Here is a 17,413-nt window from a genome sequence, read left to right on the forward strand (position 1 = left end):
GCATGGAGCCTCCAACGGATTCGGTGGCGACGCAATGCTGCCATCATCCCAGATTCGGCGTGAGGCTGTCCGACAGCGGGGCGGGCGAATCCTGAAGCGTCTCGCGCCGCGACGGCGGACGATGCTCGTTTCTACAACATCAATGAGGCGGCGACATGCCATTCGTGTCCCATGCAGCATTCCACCCGGTGAACCCATTCCTGCGCCTGGCCAACGACGCGATGAACTGCCTGCACGAAGGGTTCCGCGGCAATTTTGCAGGCGCGGCCTTGTGTTGGCGAGACAGCGGACTGCATCACCTGCTCAACGACGCATGGCAAAGCGCGAGCCTGAGGTTTCAGCGACACGGCGCAGCACTCCCCGGGGCCGCAGACGTGACGTTCGCCTGTGCGCTGAGCGCCGTCACGGTGGGCGCCACGTGCCGATATCTTTGGCCCGAGCTGCGCGCGCTGGAGCGTGCCTGCACGGCGGGCGAGGGCGCGCTGCGCGAGTGGGCGCTCGACACCGATGCGCAACTGCGGCGTCGGACCGTGGAGGAAGTCACGGCCATGCGCCAGTGTCTGGCGGCATTCGACGCAACGCAGACCGCCACCCATCCCCTGCCACCCACTGCGGTTTCGCAACGCGCCAGCACAACCACGCGTCGCAAGTTCGCGGAACTGCGCATCGCGGAATCGCTGATTCTGCATCTCGCCGACACGCCGCAAGCGAGCCTGGCGCAAAGCGACCGCGTCGTCGGGCTTTGCCAGCTACTGGCCCATGGCCTGGGTTTCCGGCTGTCCGGCGCTGTCCGGCACGCCCTCAACCTGAGCGATGACCGTCCCTCGCTGATCCGTGACGATGCTGCCTTCGCGCTGCTGCGCGAACGTCTCGAACCCGATTGGCGACACGATGCCGAGGGCTCGCCGACCTTCAGCGTGCATCCGGTCGATGTCCAACTCTTCGATCCGTTGGAGACGACTGACGACCTCTCGGACGACACGCGAGACGCCCGCGCGATGCTGACCCATCCGGAGGCCCTGCGACGCGTTCGATCCCGCGTGGTCGCGCTATTCGCCGCCAGCGTACGCGATGACTGTGGCGGCGACGGCGACTGGCGAAATCTCGCCGTCCGCGCGCTGAATACCGCTGCCGAACGCGGGATGACCTGCGAGCGCGTCCTCGACGCCATCGGCGTCGCGACACGCGCGAGTATCAGCGCGCGCTTCGCTTGGCGCTGGACCGACGAACCGGTGCCGCAGGCGGGAGATGTTCGGGGCCCGGCGATTCCGATGGACGTTGCGCCATGGATTGCCCGAGTGATGCTGGTGGCCGGAAGGCCTGGAAGGTCCGGGCGGCGCACGCCGTGTCCGCCGCGTCTTGCGGCGTTGGCACGCGGCGATACGCCCGCATCGCTGGTGATCGGGTCCACCGACTGGATGCATCTGGTCGACGGAATCGCCGCGTTGGGCCGTGATCACTGGCACGCGTCGTACGCGCACGTGCGCGAGGCGGGCAAGGGGTGATGTAAGCGGCGGGCGCGACCGCTGCCGCTACAGGTACGCCCCGCCGAGCAAACCCGCGATGCTACCCGCAGCGAGCCACCACAGCGGATGCACGCGCGTGCGGATCGCGAGCACCGCCACGGCCGCCGTGATCCCGCCGAGCCACCACGATGTCGCCGACGCTTCGACGATCAAGGCCGCACTCGCGGCAACGAGTCCCGCTGTCATCGGCACCAGACCGGCCTGCACAAGGCGACGCCATGGCCGGTCCTTGAAGCGCTCCCACAGGTGCAACACGCCGATTGTGATGAGCGATGACGGCCCGAACTTCGCGAGCGATGTCACGAGCATGCCCTGCCAGCCGGCCACGTGCCATCCGACGAGCGGCACGATCATGAGGTTCGGGCCGGGCGCCGCCTGCCCCAGCGCAAACAGTGCGCTGAATTGTTCCGACGTCATCCAGTGATGCAGATCGACGACCTGACGCTCCATCTCCGGCAGGATGGTGTTGCCACCACCAAAGGCCAGCACGGACAGCTGCGAGAAGATGAGCGCGAGCGAGACGAGGGTGCCGGTCATTGCGACACCCGCCACGTGGCGTAAAGGGAGATCGGTGTCATCACCAGCATGGTGAGCACGAGCGGCAGGCGCAGCACCGCGATGGCGATGAAACACGCCGCCGCCACCGCGGCAAGCACCACGGACTTGCGCAGCGGCCACGAGACTTTCCAGGCGATTTGGATCAACAGCCCGGCAGCGGCCGCGGCGAGTCCGGCGAAGAGATGCCGCACGCGCGGGTCGTGTTGAAAATGCTGATAGATCGTGCCCAGCGCGATCACCACCGCCGACGGCACGGCGATCAGGCCGAGGATCGATGCGAGCGCGCCGCGCCAACCATGAAAACGCATGCCGAGCGCGACGGACAGATTGATGATGTTGCCGCCGGGCAGAAATTGGCACAGCCCGAGCAAGTCGGTGAATTCGGCGGGCGTGATCCATCGATGCTTCTCGACGATCATCCGACGCGCCAAAGGCAGCGCCCCGCCGAACGCGGTCATGCCAAGGCCGAGGAAGCCCAGGAACAAGGCGCGAATGCTTGGGGCGTCGGCAACCGGCGGTGCCGGCGTTGTGGCGGGCGCGCCGGAGGCGGCAGGTGCGGAGGGGGCCGGAAGGCTCATGGCAGGTTCGATCTGAAAACGGGGCTGCGGTGGGGGCCGCCAGACAGAGGGCCATCGAAGGACGGACAGCACCGATGCCGCGCGGAACCCCTTGAGCGTAGGCGGATTGCGCTATATTGTCCAATATATGGAAGTGACTTGAATCATATCGAATCAATATGGCAAATATCGACGTGCGGTTATTGCGCTACTTTATTGCGGTGGCCGAAACGGGGCACATGACGCGCGCGGCTGAGCGTCTGGGCATCGGACAACCGCCGCTCTCGCAACAGATCCGGGTGCTGGAAAGCCAGCTGCGCGTGACGCTCTTCGAACGCCTGCCGCGCGGCATGGCGCTCACCGACGCCGGCCAGGCGTTTCTTGGAGACGCGTACGAGGTCGTGCGCAAACTCGATCAGGCGGTCGACGACGTGCGCCGCGTCGCGGCCGGCATCAAGGGACGGCTGTCGGTAGGCCTGACCAGTTCAGCGGCGCTGCACCCGTTCGTGCCGACGGTGATTCGTACCTTCCGAAGCGATGCGCCGGCCGTCTCGCTGATGCTAGACGAGAGCAGTACAAGCGAGCTGCTCGACGGCCTGCGCGACGGGCAGCTGGACGTTGCATTCGTACGCCAGCCACAGGGGGATACCGCGCAGATTGTCTTCGTACCGGTGCTCGAAGAGCCGATGGTGCTCGCGGTCCCGTCGGCGCATCCGCTGGCCCTGACGGGGCGGGCGGGAAAAGCGGCCGTCCCGATGACGGCCATTGCCTCGCAGAAACTGATTTTGTATCGACGCCGCACAGGGCAGGGGCTGTACGACGCCATCATCGCGGCGTGCCATGGCGCAGGCTTCAGTCCGAACATCGAGCAGGAAGCCCCGCGTCTGCTGACGACGCTCTCGCTCGTCGCGGCGGGATTGGGCGTGTCGGTCGTGCCTGCATCGCTCATGCGCATGCAGGTGGAAGGTATCGTCTACCGGCCGCTTGCGCCCGCGCCACGCGCACCGTTGTTTTGCGCCCACCGCGAAGGCGTGCTCGCCGGGCCGACGGCGCGACTGCTCGATCATGTGCGCGAGGCCGCGCAGTCGATCGCGGCCGGATGAGGGGGAAGGCGGGAAGTCGGAAGAGGCTTGATGGCGTAGGGGGCGGCAACGACACTCGCTCAGGCCGTCGTGCCCCCCTTTTGCGTGAGCAACGCCTCGATATGCCCGTGTAGTCCCACGTCGCTCCATTCCAGTTCGCCCATGCGCCAGAAGCGCGCGTTGCCCGCGCGATCGACGAGATAGGTGGCCGGCAGGCCGAGCGATCCGAAACGCTTGTAGACGGCACCGTCGGCGTCGAGCAGCACGGTGCCGTCGATGGGGATTTTGTCGACGAACGGCTTGACCGTCGCCAGCGGTTCCTTGTAATTCACGGCGACCAGCGCGAGGCCTCGCTCGCGGTATTGACGTGCCACCTCGCCCATCGCCGGAATCTCCTCGCGGCAGGGGCCGCACCAGGTGGCCCAGAAGTTGAGGATGACCACGCGCCCGCGCCATTCGGACAAGGCGTGCGGCCGACCATCGAGTCCGTCGAGTGTAAAGGCGGGCGTGGCCCCGCGCCACGCCGAGAGCGTGCCGCCGGACGTGCCCGCGAGCGCGCTGTCATCGACTTCCGCCGCCCCATTGACCGGCCCGGCGGCCCGCGCCGGTGCGCCGACGCCCCCCAGCGCACCGGCCGTGCCGAGGGCGCCGAGGGTGTGAAGAAAATGACGGCGATGCATGGCGGTGCGCTCCTTCGTGCGTGACGTCAGGCGGTGATTTCGCGGGCGTTCATGCGATAGCGGAAGGTGTCCGGATCGAGGCTGTCGAGTCGGGCGTGCGCCACTTCGCCATTCGGATACATGAGGAACGGCACGGTGCTCTCGCGCGCCGCCAGTGCGCCCGGGGCCTCCGGCAACGCAATGTCCGCGCCGTGATTGAACGCGACCCAGTTCATTTCCCATTGGCCGAAGAGCATCGCACGCGCCGCGCGCACGCGCAGGTCGTCGATCGGCAAACCGCCGGCCACTTCTTCGAGCATGACCTTGCGCACGTCGGCCGGGTCGACCGGCACCCACCCGTAGCCGGCCGCGTAGAACTCGGCGCGGCAATGCTGCGCCCGCGTGACGTCCCCCGCCTTGCCCAGACTGTTGAAACCCCGCCGCGACGTCGCGACGCGCACGCCATAGGCATCGCGGGCGGGGATGCCGACCGAGCGCGCGAGCGCGGTGAAGAGGGCGTTGATGTCGGCACATTTGCCCGCAAGGTTGCCGGTGGTGAGCATGTAGCGCACGTCGCCCGTGCCGCAGCCGCGCACGGTGCCTTCGCGCCGGCAGTTTTCCACGATCCACTGATAGATGGCGCGCGCCTTTGCCACATCGCCCGTCTCGCCGCGCGTGATCTTCTCGGCCGTCTCGCGCACGAGGCCGTCGGTCGGCTGGAGCGCTGTCGGCTGGAGATACTGACGCAACACTTCCGGCGATTCGCGCGGGGCGTTGGCCGAGGGCGGCTGCGACAAGTCAACGGATCGATCGCGCGTGGTAAAGGTATTCACCAGCGTGACGGTGCGCGTGTCATGGGCCGCCCCCTCGGGCCATGCCACCGCGAGCATCGGCACACCGATGCCCGATGCGCCATGCACCATGCGCAACGCGGCATTCGCGCCCGGGGCCTGCCAGCGCGTGCCAAGGGCATGCTGGTAGGTGCCGGACGGCGATATCGCCACCGGCAGCCAGACATTCGCCGGGCCTCGCGTGGCGGGTAAGTCGACGCGCGTGGTCAGCTCGAACGTACGCCAGCCGTCGGCCGGGCGCGGCGACGGTGAGTCCGTCGACGCGGCCCGGGCCGCGGCCGGAACGAGCGAGGTGGACAGAACGGAGGCGGGCAGGGCGAAGGCGCCCAGCGAGAGGAGGCGGCGGCGTTGCATGGTGGGGTCCCCTTAGGCGTCAGCGCTCACGGCGCGTAGTGGTTAGGGTGTTGCGATGCGGCAGCATTGGCGTCCCCCCGATGGCGGGACGCGGTGAATCGGTCGCCTTATGCCGTCGACCGCCATTTCGAGACAAATCGACGTGCAAAAGCTGCTTCATAATACGTCGACTTTTGGCAAACTGTCGTCATTCCGGGCGCAGCGAGTGCGAATTTCTCGCCGGCGACGCGCCGATCGAGGCTGCCGCACGCCTTGTGACGGGTTCCCGGCCATTCGCAACGCACACCAACGACCATGACCGCAATCGATGCAACCCAAGCGGGCGCCACGCCGGCCGCTCCGCGTCTCACTTCGCTCTCGCACGGCGGCGGCTGCGGCTGCAAGATCGCGCCGGGCGTGCTCTCCGAACTGCTCGCCCGCAACGACACGCCGCTGCCGACACCCGCCGCGCTGCTCGTGGGCACGGAAACCTCCGACGACGCCGCGGTCTACCAGCTCAACGATGAGCAGGCGATCATCGCGACGACGGACTTCTTCATGCCGATTGTCGATGACCCGTTCGACTTCGGCCGCATCGCCGCGACCAACGCCCTGTCCGACATCTATGCGATGGGGGGCAAGCCGATTTTTGCGCTGGCCATCGTCGGCATGCCGATCAACGTGTTGCCACGCGAGACGATTCGCGAAATTCTGCGCGGCGGCGAATCGGTCTGCACCGAGGCGGGCATTCCGATTGCCGGCGGGCACAGCATCGATTCGGTCGAGCCGATCTACGGTCTTGCCGCGCTCGGGGTGGTGCATCCGAAGCGGCTCAAGCGCAACGCCGATGCGCAGGCGGGCGACGTACTCGTGCTCGGCAAGCCGCTGGGTGTGGGCGTGATGTCGGCGGCGCTCAAGAAGAACCAACTGGATGCGGCGGGCTATCGCCGCATGATCGACGCCACGACGCGCCTGAACCGTGTCGGCCCGGCGCTCGCGGCTTTGCCCGGCGTGCATGCACTCACGGATGTGACGGGTTTCGGTCTGCTCGGCCACACGCTCGAAATGTGCCGCGGCGCGAATCTGGCGGCGTATCTGCGCATGTCCGACGTGCCGCTGTTCGACGGCGTGCGCGAACTGGCCGACCAGGGGTGCATTACCGGCGCGTCTGGCCGGAATTGGGCGTCCTACGGGGCGTCGGTCGAGCTGGGGGAGCGGCTGACGACGCGTGATCGCGATCTGTTGTGCGATCCGCAGACGGCGGGCGGCCTGCTCGTGTCGTGCGCGCCCGGCGCGGTCGACGATGTGCTCGCGGTCTTCCGCGCAGACGGCTTCCACGAAGCCGGCATCATTGGCGCCATGCGTCCGGGTACGCCCGGCGTGCGCGTGATCTGACGACGGGCATCGTCGCAACGGGCGCCCTCCCTCGGTGGGCGCGCGCCCGCCACGTCATGCCGCCTGACGGTTTGCCGCCGCGTGATGGCGGCCAATGAAAGCGATGATGGCCTCGGCCAGTGGCTGGGGCGCGTCGCGGTGCGGTGAGTGTCCGCATGCCGGCAGCTTCACTACGCTCGCGTGCGGCACATGCGTGGCAATGCTGTCCATCTGCGCCATCGTGCCGTACTCGTCGTCCTCGCCCTGGATCGCGAGCAGCGGCTTCGAGATACTCGCCACCGCGCCGACCAGATTCCACTCGCGAAACGCCGGGTCCAGCCAGATATCGTTCCAACCCCAAAACGCCGAATCGACGTCGTCGTGATAGCGGCCAAGTTTCGCGCGCAGGTCGGTCGTCTCGTACACCGTCTTCGTCTTCGCGATGCTCTGCACCGAAAGATCTTCGACGAACAGATGGGGGGCGAGCACGACCGCACCGGCGAGCCGGTCGGGGAATGCTGCGCTGAACAGCAGCGAGATCGAGCCGCCGTCGCTATGGCCGACAAGCCACACGTGCGCGGCCTGCTCGGGGCCGACGCCCACCGCATCGAGAAACGCGGGCAACACTTCCCGCGCCTGACGGTGCATGAAGTCGACCGGCCATTTCTCGCCGGGCTCACGCGGGGTGGAGCGGCCATAGCCGTTGCGCGAATAGACGAGCCCGCGAAAGCCGCCCGCGTCGCACAACTGCTGCGGCCAGTCTTTCCACATCGCAACAGAGCCCAGCCCCTCGTGCAGGAAGACCAGCAGTGGGGCATCGGCAAGCTCACGGTTGAGCCATCGGTATTCCAGCGAGAGCGGGCCGTGCGAGGCCGTCTCGATCCGGGCGAACTGTACGTCCGACATCGTCTTGTCGTCTCCTAAAGCAACTCGCGCAGCTTGAAGCGCTGCACCTTGCCCGTCGCCGTCTTCGGCAGATCGTCGACGAACACCAATTCGCGCGGGTATTTGTGCGGGGCGAGGCGCGCCTTGACGAAGGCCTTCAACTCGGTGGCCATCTCGTCGGTGGCTGCGATGCCGGGCTTGAGCACGACAAAGGCCTGTGTCTTGGTCAGGCCGCCATCATCGCGTCCCACGACGCCTGCCTCCAGCACCGCGTCATGCTGCATCAGCACCATCTCGACTTCGATGGGCGAGACGTACTGGCCGCTGACCTTGAGCATATCGTCACTGCGCCCGGCATAGACGTAATACCCATTGGGCAGACGCCGGTACTTGTCGCCGCTCTTGAGCCAGTCGCCGAGGAACGTCGCGCGCGTCTTGTCGCGATTGCACCAATACATGAGCGCTGCGCTCGGGCCTTTGATGTACAGATCGCCGATCTCGCCGTCGGGCACGGGATGACCGTCTTCGTCGCGCAATGCCACGGCGTAGCCCGGCACCGGTTCGCCCGTCGTCCCGTAGGCGACCTGGCCGGCGCGATTCGACAGGAAGATGTGCAACATTTCAGTCGAGCCAATGCCGTCGAGAATCTCCGCCCCGAAATGCGCCGTGAACCGCTCGCCGATTTCGCGCGGCAGCGCCTCGCCCGCCGACGTGCACAGCCGCAGCGCCACGTCTTCACGGGCCGGCAGGTGCGGTGAGGCGAGAAGATTGGCGTAGAGCGTCGGCACGCCGTAGAAGATCGTCGGGCGATGCTCGCGAAGCCGTTGTGCCACGGCTTGCGCGGTGGGTCGCTCGGCCATCAGCACGACGCTCGCGCCGACCGAGAGCGGAAACGTCAATGCGTTGCCCAACCCGTAAGCGAAGAAGAGCTTCGCCGCGGAGAAGGCGATATCGTCTTCGCGAATGCCGAGCACGTGGCGGCCATAGGTTTCGGCTGTCCAGTACAGGTTGGCGTGCGTGTGCACGGTGCCCTTGGGCTTGCCGGTCGAACCCGACGAATATAGCCAGAAGGCGATGTCGTCACCGTCGGTATCGGCGGGCAGTGCACTCGGGGGGCCGTCGATGAGGGCGTTGAAGGTCGGCAGGGCACGTGCGTTGCCCGCCTCGGTCGCGATCGGTTGCGAGACAATGCACGGCGGCGGCGCCGCGCCCTCGCCCACCTTGTCGAGCGCGGCCTGTACGGTCGGCAGGAGCGCGCCGGACGCAATCACGAGCTGCGCCTTGCTGTGCGAGATCATGTAGGCGTAATCGTCGGCCGTGAGCAAGGTGTTGACGACGACGGGCACCACACCGGCGTACAGGGCGCCGAGAAAGGCGACCGGCAGGTCGATGGTGTCGAGCATGATGAGCAGAATGCGCTCTTCACGATGAATCCCCGCGCGCGCGAGTCCGGTCGCGAAACGTCGGCTTTGCTCGGCCAGCTCGCCGTAGGTGAGCGCGCGCGTGTCGTCGAGATAAGCAGTCTTGGCAGCGCGCCCGCGGTTGAGCGCCTCCAGATGCGCGGCGAAGTTGAAGTTCGCCGGCGGTGGGGTGAGTACGGCTTCCATGGTGTCTCCGGTGGATCACCGCACGGCGCACGCGTTGGACGCGTGCACGCGCGGCGTGAGGACTTGTCGGCGCTCTGGCGGCGCCTGAATGAATCACCTTGACTGCGACGGTTTGCGACAGCCGCTGAAGAACAGATTACGCCTTCGGGAGTTCGACGGCATCCTGCGTGATCGCTTCGATCAGCGCGGCGGGCCCCTGTACGGCCGAGCGCACGTGATAGAAGCGCAACGCGCGCAAACCGCCCAGTTCTTCGCCACCGCCGGCGCGGCCCGGGCCGCCATGCAGCGATTGCGGCATGACGTTGCCGTGGCCTGTCTGTGTCTTCACGACCGATGGGTCGACCGCATGCACACGGCCGTGTGCGTCGGCCAGCGCAAGCGCGGGGGCGCGCATCGCCACGGTGTCGTTGCTGTATAGCGAGACGACGAGGGAACCCTGCCCACGCTTGGCCAGCGCGAGCGCTTCGTCGAGATCGCGATAGCCGACGAGCGTCGCGACGGGGCCGAAGACTTCGGTGTCGTGCACGCGCTGCCCTCGCGCGCCATCGCGCAGGCCGAGCAGCACGGGGGCCACGCACGCGCTGTCGGCACCGGCGTCGACGAAAGTGGTCTCGCGATTGCCGTCATAGAGGGTTTCGGCTTCCGCCTGCAAATGGGCGATGCCGTCGAGCACGGCGCGTTTCTGCGCCAGACTCACGAGCGAGCCCATCGTGACGGCCTCGTTGCGTGGATTGCCGACGACCGTCTTGGCCAGACGCTCGGCCATGGCGGCCGCCGCGGCATCGAAGTGCGCGACGGGAACCATCGCGCGCCGAATGGCCGTGCATTTCTGGCCGGCCTTGACGGTCATCTCGCGCGCCACCTCGCGCACGAACTGGTCGAACGCGGCGGTGCCGGGCGTCGCGTCGGGCAGCAGCACGGCGCTGTTCAGGCTATCGGCCTCCACGTTGATGCGCGCCGAGCGTTCGGTAAACGCCGGATGCGCGCGCAGCGTGGCGGCGGTGTCGGCCGAGCCGGTGAAGGAGACCACGTCGAACGGGCCGATCCGGTCGAGCAGACCGGCGGCGCTGCCGCAGATCACCGACAGGCTGCCCGGCGGCAGCAGACCGGCGGCGACCACATCGGCCACCATGCGCTGCGTGAGCCAGGCGGTCGAGGTCGCCGGTTTGACGATGACCGGCACGCCCGAGAGCAACGCGCCAGCGGCCTTCTCCCAAAGTCCCCAGGCGGGAAAGTTGAACGCGTTGATGAACAGCGCCACGCCCGGTGTCGGACGGCACACATGACGCACGGCAAACGACCCATCCTTGGCCAACGGCGCCGCCGCGCCGTCGAGCAGCGTGTGCGCGTCGCCCAGCGTTGCGCCGAGCTTGGCATACGTCGACAGGGTGTAAATGGCGCCATCGATGTCGACGGCGGAGTCGGTGGCGACCGTTCCCGAATTGGCGGTGGCGATGGCGTAGTAGTCGTCGCGGTTCGCCTGCAGCGTGGCAACGATCTGCGCGAGGCGCTGCGCACGCTCGCCGTACGACAAGGCGCGCAGCGCCGGGCCGGCGACGTCTCGCGCAAAGGTGAACGCGGCGTCGAGATCCAGTCCGGCGCTCGATACGAAGGCGAGGATCTCGCCCGTCACGGGATCGGTGAGCGCGGTGGGCGCGCCGCCGCCGGCCACCCATTGGCCAGCGACGTAATTTTCCAGCAAGGCAGGGGATGGCATGAGCATGAACCGAGGGATATCAGGGACGGGGCGGGCGCCGGATCAGGCGCTGCGCGTGAATTCGATGGCGCCGCCGGGCAACAGGTACAGCACCAGGGCGCGCCCGCTGGCCACCGTCGGTCGATGTGCCGTGCCGGGACCGTAGACGCACCAGCCCGCGGGGTGTCCGTCGAACGTTGCGCCGGGAGTGAGCGGCATGATCAGATCGATTTCGCCGTTCGGATGCACGTGGTGCGGCCCGGCCAGATCGGCCATGTCCACCACGTCGACGGAAAAGCCGTGCGTGTCGGGAGTGGGCTTGATGACGCGTCCGTAACGAATGCCGCCGCCTTCGCGGTTGCACAGCCAGCCTTCGGCAACGCCGGTGCGGCAGGCGTCGGCCAGCGCTTCATAGCCTGCGGAGCCGGCGCCGTAATGCGCATTGAGCCAGTCGGCGAGCGGGGCGTCGAGGACGCGGCCATCGAGTTGCCGCGTCAGGTCGGCGATCAGCGCCTGGAATTGGGGCACATCCATCCATGTCTCCTGGGGACGTCGATACGACGCCGATCAATGGCGAGACTCGGGATATCCGGTCCGCGTTTGCTTTTTTATCGGCGCATGGTGAAAATTAGAGCATGCAATTTTGTCTGTCAAGCAATATATTACATGTTACCTGCATTGAGGATCTTGTCTGATGAATAAGAGTGCGCAAGCCGATGGGGTGCCGACGGCGCGAGGCGCCGGTGAGAAAGACCCGTTTCTGGTCGCGCTGGGCGAGCGGGTGCGCACGCTGCGCGCCCGGCGTGGCTTGACGCGCAAGGCGCTTGCGCTGGACGCCGGTGTTTCCGAGCGTCACGTGGCCAATCTGGAGTCGGGTGTCGGTAACGCGTCCGTGCTGTTCCTGCGTCAGCTCGCACAGGCACTAAATTGCACGTTGGCTGAAATCGTGGGCGACGAGACGACGTCGTCAGCGGAATGGTTGCTCATTCGGGAAATTCTGCACGGGCGCGACGGCGAGGCGCTCACGCGTGCGCGTCAGGCGCTCAGCGAGCTGTTTGCCGGGAGCGAGCGCGACCCGGACCGACGTGGCCGCATTGCGCTGATCGGGTTGCGGGGCGCGGGCAAGTCGACGCTGGGCCGCATGCTCGCCGACGACATGCATGTGCCGTTCGTCGAACTCAATCGCGTGATCGAACAACTGGCGGGGTGCCCGCCGTCGGAGATCTACTCGCTTTATGGTGCGAGCGCCTATCGCCGCTATGAATTGCGTGCACTCGAGGCGGTCGTGGCCGAGCATCCGCGTGCCGTGATCGCCTCGCCGGGCGGTATCGTGAGCGACGCGGCGACCTTCAACTTCCTGCTCACTCACTGCTATACGGTATGGCTGCAGGCGTCGCCCGAAGAGCATATGAAGCGGGTGGTGGCGCAGGGCGATCTGCGTCCGATGTCGGGCAACGCGGAAGCGATGGACGACCTCAAGCGTATTCTGGCCGGCCGCCAAGACTTTTATGCCAAGGCGGATATGAGCTTCGACACCGGCGGGCGGGTGCTGGCCGACGCCTATTTGCAGCTGCGTGGACGCCTCGCCGTGCAATTGTCGTCAGATTGACCATCATTGGAATGCAAAATAATTCATTTTTATTTGGTAAATTAGTTGACGGAGGAATTGTGCTGCACTATATTGCAATCCAACAAGATCATTATTCGTGTTGGAGGCAATCATGTTCGGCAAACCCCACGTCGACTATCGTACGGATCCCACGCAGTACAAGCACTGGAAACTGAGCTTCGAAGGCCCGGTGGCGACGCTCGCCATCGATATCTCGGAAGACGGCGGCATTCGCGAAGGCTACAAGCTCAAGCTCAATTCGTACGATCTCGGCGTGGACATCGAACTGCACGATGCCGTTCAGCGCATCCGCTTCGAGCACCCGGAAGTGAAGACGGTGGTCGTCACGAGCGCCAAGGACCGCGTGTTCTGCTCCGGTGCGAATATCTTCATGCTCGGCCTGTCCACGCATGCGTGGAAGGTCAACTTCTGCAAGTTCACCAACGAAACGCGTAACGGTCTGGAGGATTCCAGCCGCCATTCCGGGCTGAAGTTCCTCGCGGCCGTAAATGGCGCGTGCGCGGGCGGCGGCTACGAGCTGGCGCTGGCCTGTGACGAGATCTATCTGGTTGACGACCGTTCGTCGTCGGTCTCGCTGCCGGAAGTGCCGCTGCTGGGCGTGCTGCCGGGCACCGGCGGCCTGACTCGCCTGACCGACAAGCGTCACGTGCGCAACGACCGCGCCGACATCTTCTGCACCGTCGTCGAGGGCATTCGCGGTGAGCGTGCCAAGCAATGGCGGCTGGTCGACGAGGTGGTCAAGCCCGCGCAATTCGCACAAACGGTGTCGGCGCGTGCGCTGGAACTGGCGCAAGGCAGCGACCGTCCGGGCGGCAAGGGCGTGACGCTCACGCGCCTGGAGCGCACCGACGAGCCGGACGCGATCCGCTACGAGTTCGTCGACGTGGAAATCGACCGCGCCAACCGCACCGCCAGCCTCACCGTGAAGGCGCCGAAGTCCGCGCCGCCGGCTGACATCGCTGGTATCGAGGCCGCCGGCGTGAACTGGTGGCCGCTGAAAATGGCACGCGAACTCGACGACGCCATCCTCAATCTGCGCACGAACGAACTCGATATCGGCACGTGGCTGCTGCGCACCGAGGGCGAGGCGAAACACGTGCTGGCGGCCGATGCATCGCTGCTGGCCCATCAGGATCACTGGTTGGTGCGCGAGACCATCGGCATGCTGCGCCGCACGTTTGCGCGTATCGACGTGTCCTCACGCTCGCTCTTCGCGCTGATCGAACCGGATTCGTGCTTCACCGGCACGCTGGCCGAATTCGCCTTCGCGGCCGACCGCACGTATATGGCGGCGCTGCCCGCCAGCGAGGAAGACGAACCGGCGATCACGCTGACCGAAGTCAACTTCGGCCTGTTGCCGATGGTCACCGATCAATCGCGTCTGGCACGGCGTTTCTATGAAGACGCGGCGGAACTCGACGCCGTGCGCGCCACAATCGGCCGCCAGGTGCGCCCCGACGAGGCGGAACGTCTCGGATTGGTCACGGCCGCGGTCGACGATCTCGACTGGCCGGACGAAATCCGCATCGCGATCGAAGAGCGTGCGGCCATGTCGCCCGACGCGCTCACCGGCCTGGAGGCGAACCTGCGCTTCAACGGGAAGGAGACGATGAACACCCGCATCTTCGGCCGTCTGTCGGCGTGGCAGAACTGGATCTTCATTCGTCCGAACGCCGTGGGCGAGAAGGGCGCGCTCAAGGTCTACGGCAAGGGCAACAAGGCGCAGTTCGATCCGAACCGCGTCTGACGAATGGGCTGCAACGCCGCCGGTGACGAACGCCGGGCGGCGGCAGGACCGAACAAGTCGTTTTACACAGAATACGTACGAGACACGAGGATTCCCACGATGGCTTCGATCAACTACAGCGAGAAGATCCCCAACAACGTCAACCTGTCGGATGACCGCACGCTGCAACGTGCGCTTGAACAGTGGCAGCCGAATTTCCTGTCCTGGTGGGGCGACATGGGGCCGGAAGGCTCCCACGGCTTCGACGTCTATCTGCGCACCGCCGTGAGCGTGGACCCGGGCGGCTGGGCGCACTTCGATCACGTGAAAATGCCGGACTATCGCTGGGGCATCTTCCTCACGCCGGGCGACGCCGATCGCAAGATCCACTTCGGCGAGCACAAGGGCGAAGCCGCGTGGCAGGACGTGCCGGGCGAACACCGCGCGAACCTGCGCCGCATCATCGTCACGCAGGGTGACACGGAACCCGCATCGGTCGAGCAACAGCGTCACCTCGGGCTGACGGCACCGTCGATGTACGACTTGCGCAACCTGTTCCAGGTGAACGTGGAAGAAGGCCGCCATCTGTGGGCGATGGTCTACCTGCTGCATCGCTACTTCGGCCGCGACGGCCGTGAAGAAGCCGAAGCGCTGCTCGGCCGCCGCTCGGGCGACGAAGACAATCCGCGAATTCTCGGTGCGTTCAACGAGAAGACGCCGGACTGGCTGGCGTTCTACATGTTCACGTACTTCACCGATCGTGACGGCAAGTTCCAGCTCTCGGCACTGGCCGAGTCGGGTTTCGATCCGCTCGCGCGCACCACCAGGTTCATGCTGACCGAAGAGGCGCACCACATGTTCGTGGGCGAGTCCGGTGTTTCGCGCGTGATCGCTCGCACGGCGCAAGTGATGAACGAACTGAAGACCGATGACGTCGCGAAGCTGCGGGCAGCGGGCGTGATCGATCTGCCGACGATCCAGCGCTACGTCAACTTCCATTACTCCGTGACGATCGACCTGTTCGGTGCGGATCAGTCGTCGAACGCGGCCATCTTCTATAGCTCGGGCTTGAAGGGCCGTTATGAAGAGGGCAAGCGCGACGACGACCATCAACTCAACGGCCAGATGTACCGGCTGCTGGACGTGGACAACGGCAAGCTCGTGGAGCGCGAGGTGCCGATGCTCAACGCGATGAACGAAGTCCTGCGCGACGATTACATCAAGGACTCGGTCGCGGGTGTGAATCGCTGGAACAAGGTGCTGGAGAAGGCCGGTATCGACTTCCGCCTGAGCGTGCCGCACAAGGCGTTCAATCGTCAGATCGGCACATTCGCGGGCGTGCGTGTGTCGCCGGACGGCCGTGTGGTGAGCGAGGCCGAATGGGCCGCGCATGAGCGTGAGTGGCTGCCGTCGGCGGAAGATCGCGCGTATGTGGCGTCGCTCATGGGCCGCGTGACCGAGCCGGGCAAGTTTGCCAACTGGATCGCGCCGCCCCCGCTCGGCATCAACCGCCAGCCGATCGACTTCGAGTACGTGCGTTTCAACTAAGGCCAACGAGAGCCCAGGCGCGAGCCATCCCACAAGGAGACAGCATCATGAACGGCCCCGTTCCGGTCGAAGTTCTGAAGCAGCATCTGATCGATCCGGAGATCTGCATTCGCTGCAACACCTGCGAGGAGACGTGTCCGGTCGACGCGATCACGCACGACGAGAACAACTACGTTGTGCGCGCGGACACGTGCAATGGGTGCATGGCGTGCATCTCGCCGTGCCCGACGGGGGCCATCGACAACTGGCGCGACGTGCTCAAGGCCGACGCGTATGCCGTTGACGACCAGCTCACGTGGGACGAGTTGCCCGTGCAGGACGATGCGCTCGCCGGTCAGGGCACGATCGGCGAGGCGGCGACGGGCGTGGCTGGCGGTGCGTCGGCCGACGTCCCCGAGCCCGTCATCGCCGGCTCGGATTTCGTACGCGGCTCGGTCGTGCCGCCGTGGTCCGCCGCCAAGCCCTATGTCAATCTGTACAACCACAAGGCGCCGGTACAGGCGACCGTGGTCGGCAACTATCGTCTGACCGACGCCAGCACCGAGAGCGACATCCACCACATCGTGCTCGATTTCGGCAAGCAGCCGTTCCCGGTGCTCGAAGGACAGTCGATCGGCATCATTGCGCCGGGCACGTCGAGCGACGGGCGGGCGCACCATGCGCGGCAGTACTCGATTGCATCGCCGCGCGACGGCGAGCGTCCGGGGTACAACAACCTGGCGCTCACGGTCAAACGCGTGACGAAGGATCACCATGAGCAGGCGGTCGGCGGGGTGTGCTCGAACTACCTGTGCGATCTGAAGAAGGGCGACGTGGTGAACGTGATGGGCCCGTTCGGCAGCACGTTCCTGATGCCGAACCACGCCGATTCGCACCTGCTGATGATCTGCACCGGCACGGGGGCGGCCCCGATGCGGGCGATGACCGAGTATCGCCGCCGTCGCCGTCTGAAGGGCGCGACCGGCAAGCTCATGCTGTTCTTCGGCGCGCGCACGCAGGGCGAGCTGCCCTACTTCGGCCCCTTGCTCAACTTGCCGAAGGATTTCATCGACACGAATCTGGCCTTCTCGCGTACACCAGGACAGGCCAAGCGCTACGTGCAGGACGCCATGCGCGAGCGCGCGGCCGATGTGGCGGCGCTGCTGCGTCATGACCATACCTACATTTATGTGTGCGGGCTCAAGGGCATGGAGGACGGCGTGCTGCAAGTGCTGCAGACCATCGCGGGCGACGCCGGGCTCGACTGGCAGGCCCTCTGGCAACGGATGAAGACGGAGGGGCGCCTGCATCTCGAAACCTACTGACGACTGACGATATCGGCGCGCGCCATGCCGGACAGACCGTGTGGCGCGCGCCTCGGCTTGACCGACGGCGTATTGCG

15 protein-coding genes are annotated in these 17,413 nt (G+C 66.2%); 7 read left to right on the forward strand and 8 right to left on the reverse strand.

Going from position 1 to position 17,413, the window contains the following annotated elements; all coding sequences use genetic code 11:
* Positions 1-155: 155 nt before the first annotated feature.
* Positions 156-1,505, forward strand: coding sequence for a hypothetical protein (locus PCE31107_RS16565; RefSeq protein ID WP_150609891.1), 1,350 nt, complete (start codon positions 156-158; stop codon positions 1,503-1,505).
* 27 nt (positions 1,506-1,532) lie between these two features.
* Here PCE31107_RS16565 and PCE31107_RS16570 read toward each other — a convergent pair whose 3' ends face one another.
* The gene (locus tag PCE31107_RS16570; protein ID WP_017234266.1) at positions 1,533-2,063 is read right to left on the reverse strand and encodes a chromate transporter; all 531 of its coding nucleotides are present in this window, start codon (positions 2,061-2,063) and stop codon (positions 1,533-1,535) included.
* Positions 2,060-2,662, reverse strand: a complete 603-nt coding sequence (locus tag PCE31107_RS16575; protein ID WP_246181862.1) for a chromate transporter — start codon at positions 2,660-2,662, stop codon at positions 2,060-2,062. The genes PCE31107_RS16570 and PCE31107_RS16575 overlap by 4 nt, the downstream gene beginning before the upstream one ends.
* Positions 2,663-2,820: 158 nt before the next feature.
* Between PCE31107_RS16575 and PCE31107_RS16580 the strand changes: the two genes are divergently transcribed.
* A complete protein-coding gene (locus PCE31107_RS16580) occupies positions 2,821-3,744 on the forward strand; it encodes a LysR family transcriptional regulator (protein WP_150609893.1) in 924 nt (307 codons plus the stop codon).
* 59 nt (positions 3,745-3,803) lie between these two features.
* Here PCE31107_RS16580 and PCE31107_RS16585 read toward each other — a convergent pair whose 3' ends face one another.
* Complete coding sequence (locus PCE31107_RS16585; protein WP_150609895.1) at positions 3,804-4,403, reverse strand: TlpA family protein disulfide reductase; 600 nt, start codon at positions 4,401-4,403, stop codon at positions 3,804-3,806.
* Positions 4,404-4,429: 26 nt separating this feature from the next.
* Complete coding sequence (locus PCE31107_RS16590; protein WP_150609897.1) at positions 4,430-5,587, reverse strand: transglutaminase-like domain-containing protein; 1,158 nt, start codon at positions 5,585-5,587, stop codon at positions 4,430-4,432.
* Positions 5,588-5,881: 294 nt separating this feature from the next.
* On the opposite strand from PCE31107_RS16590, the gene selD reads away from it, so the two are divergent.
* Positions 5,882-6,961 (forward strand): selenide, water dikinase SelD, encoded by a 1,080-nt coding sequence (gene selD, locus PCE31107_RS16595; protein WP_130026590.1) that lies wholly within the window; start codon positions 5,882-5,884, stop codon positions 6,959-6,961.
* Positions 6,962-7,015: 54 nt separating this feature from the next.
* Here selD and PCE31107_RS16600 read toward each other — a convergent pair whose 3' ends face one another.
* From PCE31107_RS16600 to PCE31107_RS16615, 4 genes are all read right to left on the reverse strand, one after another.
* Entirely contained in the window at positions 7,016-7,846 is an 831-nt protein-coding gene (locus PCE31107_RS16600; RefSeq protein WP_150609899.1) for an alpha/beta fold hydrolase, read from the reverse strand.
* Between the two features lie 14 nt (positions 7,847-7,860).
* Entirely contained in the window at positions 7,861-9,432 is a 1,572-nt protein-coding gene (locus PCE31107_RS16605) for a benzoate-CoA ligase family protein (protein ID WP_130026589.1), read from the reverse strand.
* Positions 9,433-9,568: 136 nt separating this feature from the next.
* Complete coding sequence (locus PCE31107_RS16610) at positions 9,569-11,155, reverse strand: 3,4-dehydroadipyl-CoA semialdehyde dehydrogenase (RefSeq protein ID WP_150609901.1); 1,587 nt, start codon at positions 11,153-11,155, stop codon at positions 9,569-9,571.
* Between the two features lie 36 nt (positions 11,156-11,191).
* Positions 11,192-11,662 carry a DUF4863 family protein gene (locus tag PCE31107_RS16615; protein WP_150609903.1) on the reverse strand — a complete coding sequence of 157 codons (471 nt, stop codon included), beginning with the start codon at positions 11,660-11,662 and terminating at the stop codon, positions 11,192-11,194.
* A 160-nt stretch (positions 11,663-11,822) separates the two neighbouring features.
* Between PCE31107_RS16615 and PCE31107_RS16620 the strand changes: the two genes are divergently transcribed.
* From PCE31107_RS16620 to boxA, 4 genes are all read left to right on the forward strand, one after another.
* Entirely contained in the window at positions 11,823-12,737 is a 915-nt protein-coding gene (locus tag PCE31107_RS16620) for a helix-turn-helix transcriptional regulator (protein WP_017234256.1), read from the forward strand.
* A 112-nt stretch (positions 12,738-12,849) separates the two neighbouring features.
* Positions 12,850-14,505 carry a 2,3-epoxybenzoyl-CoA dihydrolase gene (gene boxC / locus PCE31107_RS16625; RefSeq protein WP_130026586.1) on the forward strand — a complete coding sequence of 552 codons (1,656 nt, stop codon included), beginning with the start codon at positions 12,850-12,852 and terminating at the stop codon, positions 14,503-14,505.
* A 99-nt stretch (positions 14,506-14,604) separates the two neighbouring features.
* Positions 14,605-16,032: a benzoyl-CoA 2,3-epoxidase subunit BoxB gene (gene boxB, locus PCE31107_RS16630; RefSeq protein ID WP_130026585.1), complete on the forward strand. Its 1,428-nt coding sequence runs from the start codon at positions 14,605-14,607 to the stop codon at positions 16,030-16,032.
* Between the two features lie 47 nt (positions 16,033-16,079).
* Positions 16,080-17,336, forward strand: coding sequence for a benzoyl-CoA 2,3-epoxidase subunit BoxA (gene boxA, locus PCE31107_RS16635; protein WP_150609905.1), 1,257 nt, complete (start codon positions 16,080-16,082; stop codon positions 17,334-17,336).
* Positions 17,337-17,413: the final 77 nt, after the last annotated feature.

Source organism: Pandoraea cepalis (assembly GCF_902459625.1).
Taxonomy (GTDB): domain Bacteria; phylum Pseudomonadota; class Gammaproteobacteria; order Burkholderiales; family Burkholderiaceae; genus Pandoraea; species Pandoraea cepalis.

Bases quoted from the DNA above. Each gene is read 5' to 3' on its own strand.
- selD (WP_130026590.1), top strand. From the start codon at position 5,882: ATGACCGCAATCGATGCAACCCAAGCGGGCGCCACGCCGGCCGCTCCG.
- PCE31107_RS16615 (WP_150609903.1), bottom strand. From the start codon at position 11,662: ATGGATGTGCCCCAATTCCAGGCGCTGATCGCCGACCTGACGCGGCAA.
- PCE31107_RS16580 (WP_150609893.1), top strand. From the start codon at position 2,821: ATGGCAAATATCGACGTGCGGTTATTGCGCTACTTTATTGCGGTGGCC.
- boxB (WP_130026585.1), top strand. From the start codon at position 14,605: ATGGCTTCGATCAACTACAGCGAGAAGATCCCCAACAACGTCAACCTG.
- PCE31107_RS16610 (WP_150609901.1), bottom strand. From the start codon at position 11,155: ATGCTCATGCCATCCCCTGCCTTGCTGGAAAATTACGTCGCTGGCCAA.
- PCE31107_RS16605 (WP_130026589.1), bottom strand. From the start codon at position 9,432: ATGGAAGCCGTACTCACCCCACCGCCGGCGAACTTCAACTTCGCCGCG.
- boxA (WP_150609905.1), top strand. From the start codon at position 16,080: ATGAACGGCCCCGTTCCGGTCGAAGTTCTGAAGCAGCATCTGATCGAT.
- PCE31107_RS16590 (WP_150609897.1), bottom strand. From the start codon at position 5,587: ATGCAACGCCGCCGCCTCCTCTCGCTGGGCGCCTTCGCCCTGCCCGCC.
- PCE31107_RS16620 (WP_017234256.1), top strand. From the start codon at position 11,823: ATGAATAAGAGTGCGCAAGCCGATGGGGTGCCGACGGCGCGAGGCGCC.
- PCE31107_RS16575 (WP_246181862.1), bottom strand. From the start codon at position 2,662: ATGAGCCTTCCGGCCCCCTCCGCACCTGCCGCCTCCGGCGCGCCCGCC.
- PCE31107_RS16600 (WP_150609899.1), bottom strand. From the start codon at position 7,846: ATGTCGGACGTACAGTTCGCCCGGATCGAGACGGCCTCGCACGGCCCG.
- PCE31107_RS16585 (WP_150609895.1), bottom strand. From the start codon at position 4,403: ATGCATCGCCGTCATTTTCTTCACACCCTCGGCGCCCTCGGCACGGCC.
- PCE31107_RS16565 (WP_150609891.1), top strand. From the start codon at position 156: ATGCCATTCGTGTCCCATGCAGCATTCCACCCGGTGAACCCATTCCTG.
- boxC (WP_130026586.1), top strand. From the start codon at position 12,850: ATGTTCGGCAAACCCCACGTCGACTATCGTACGGATCCCACGCAGTAC.
- PCE31107_RS16570 (WP_017234266.1), bottom strand. From the start codon at position 2,063: ATGACCGGCACCCTCGTCTCGCTCGCGCTCATCTTCTCGCAGCTGTCC.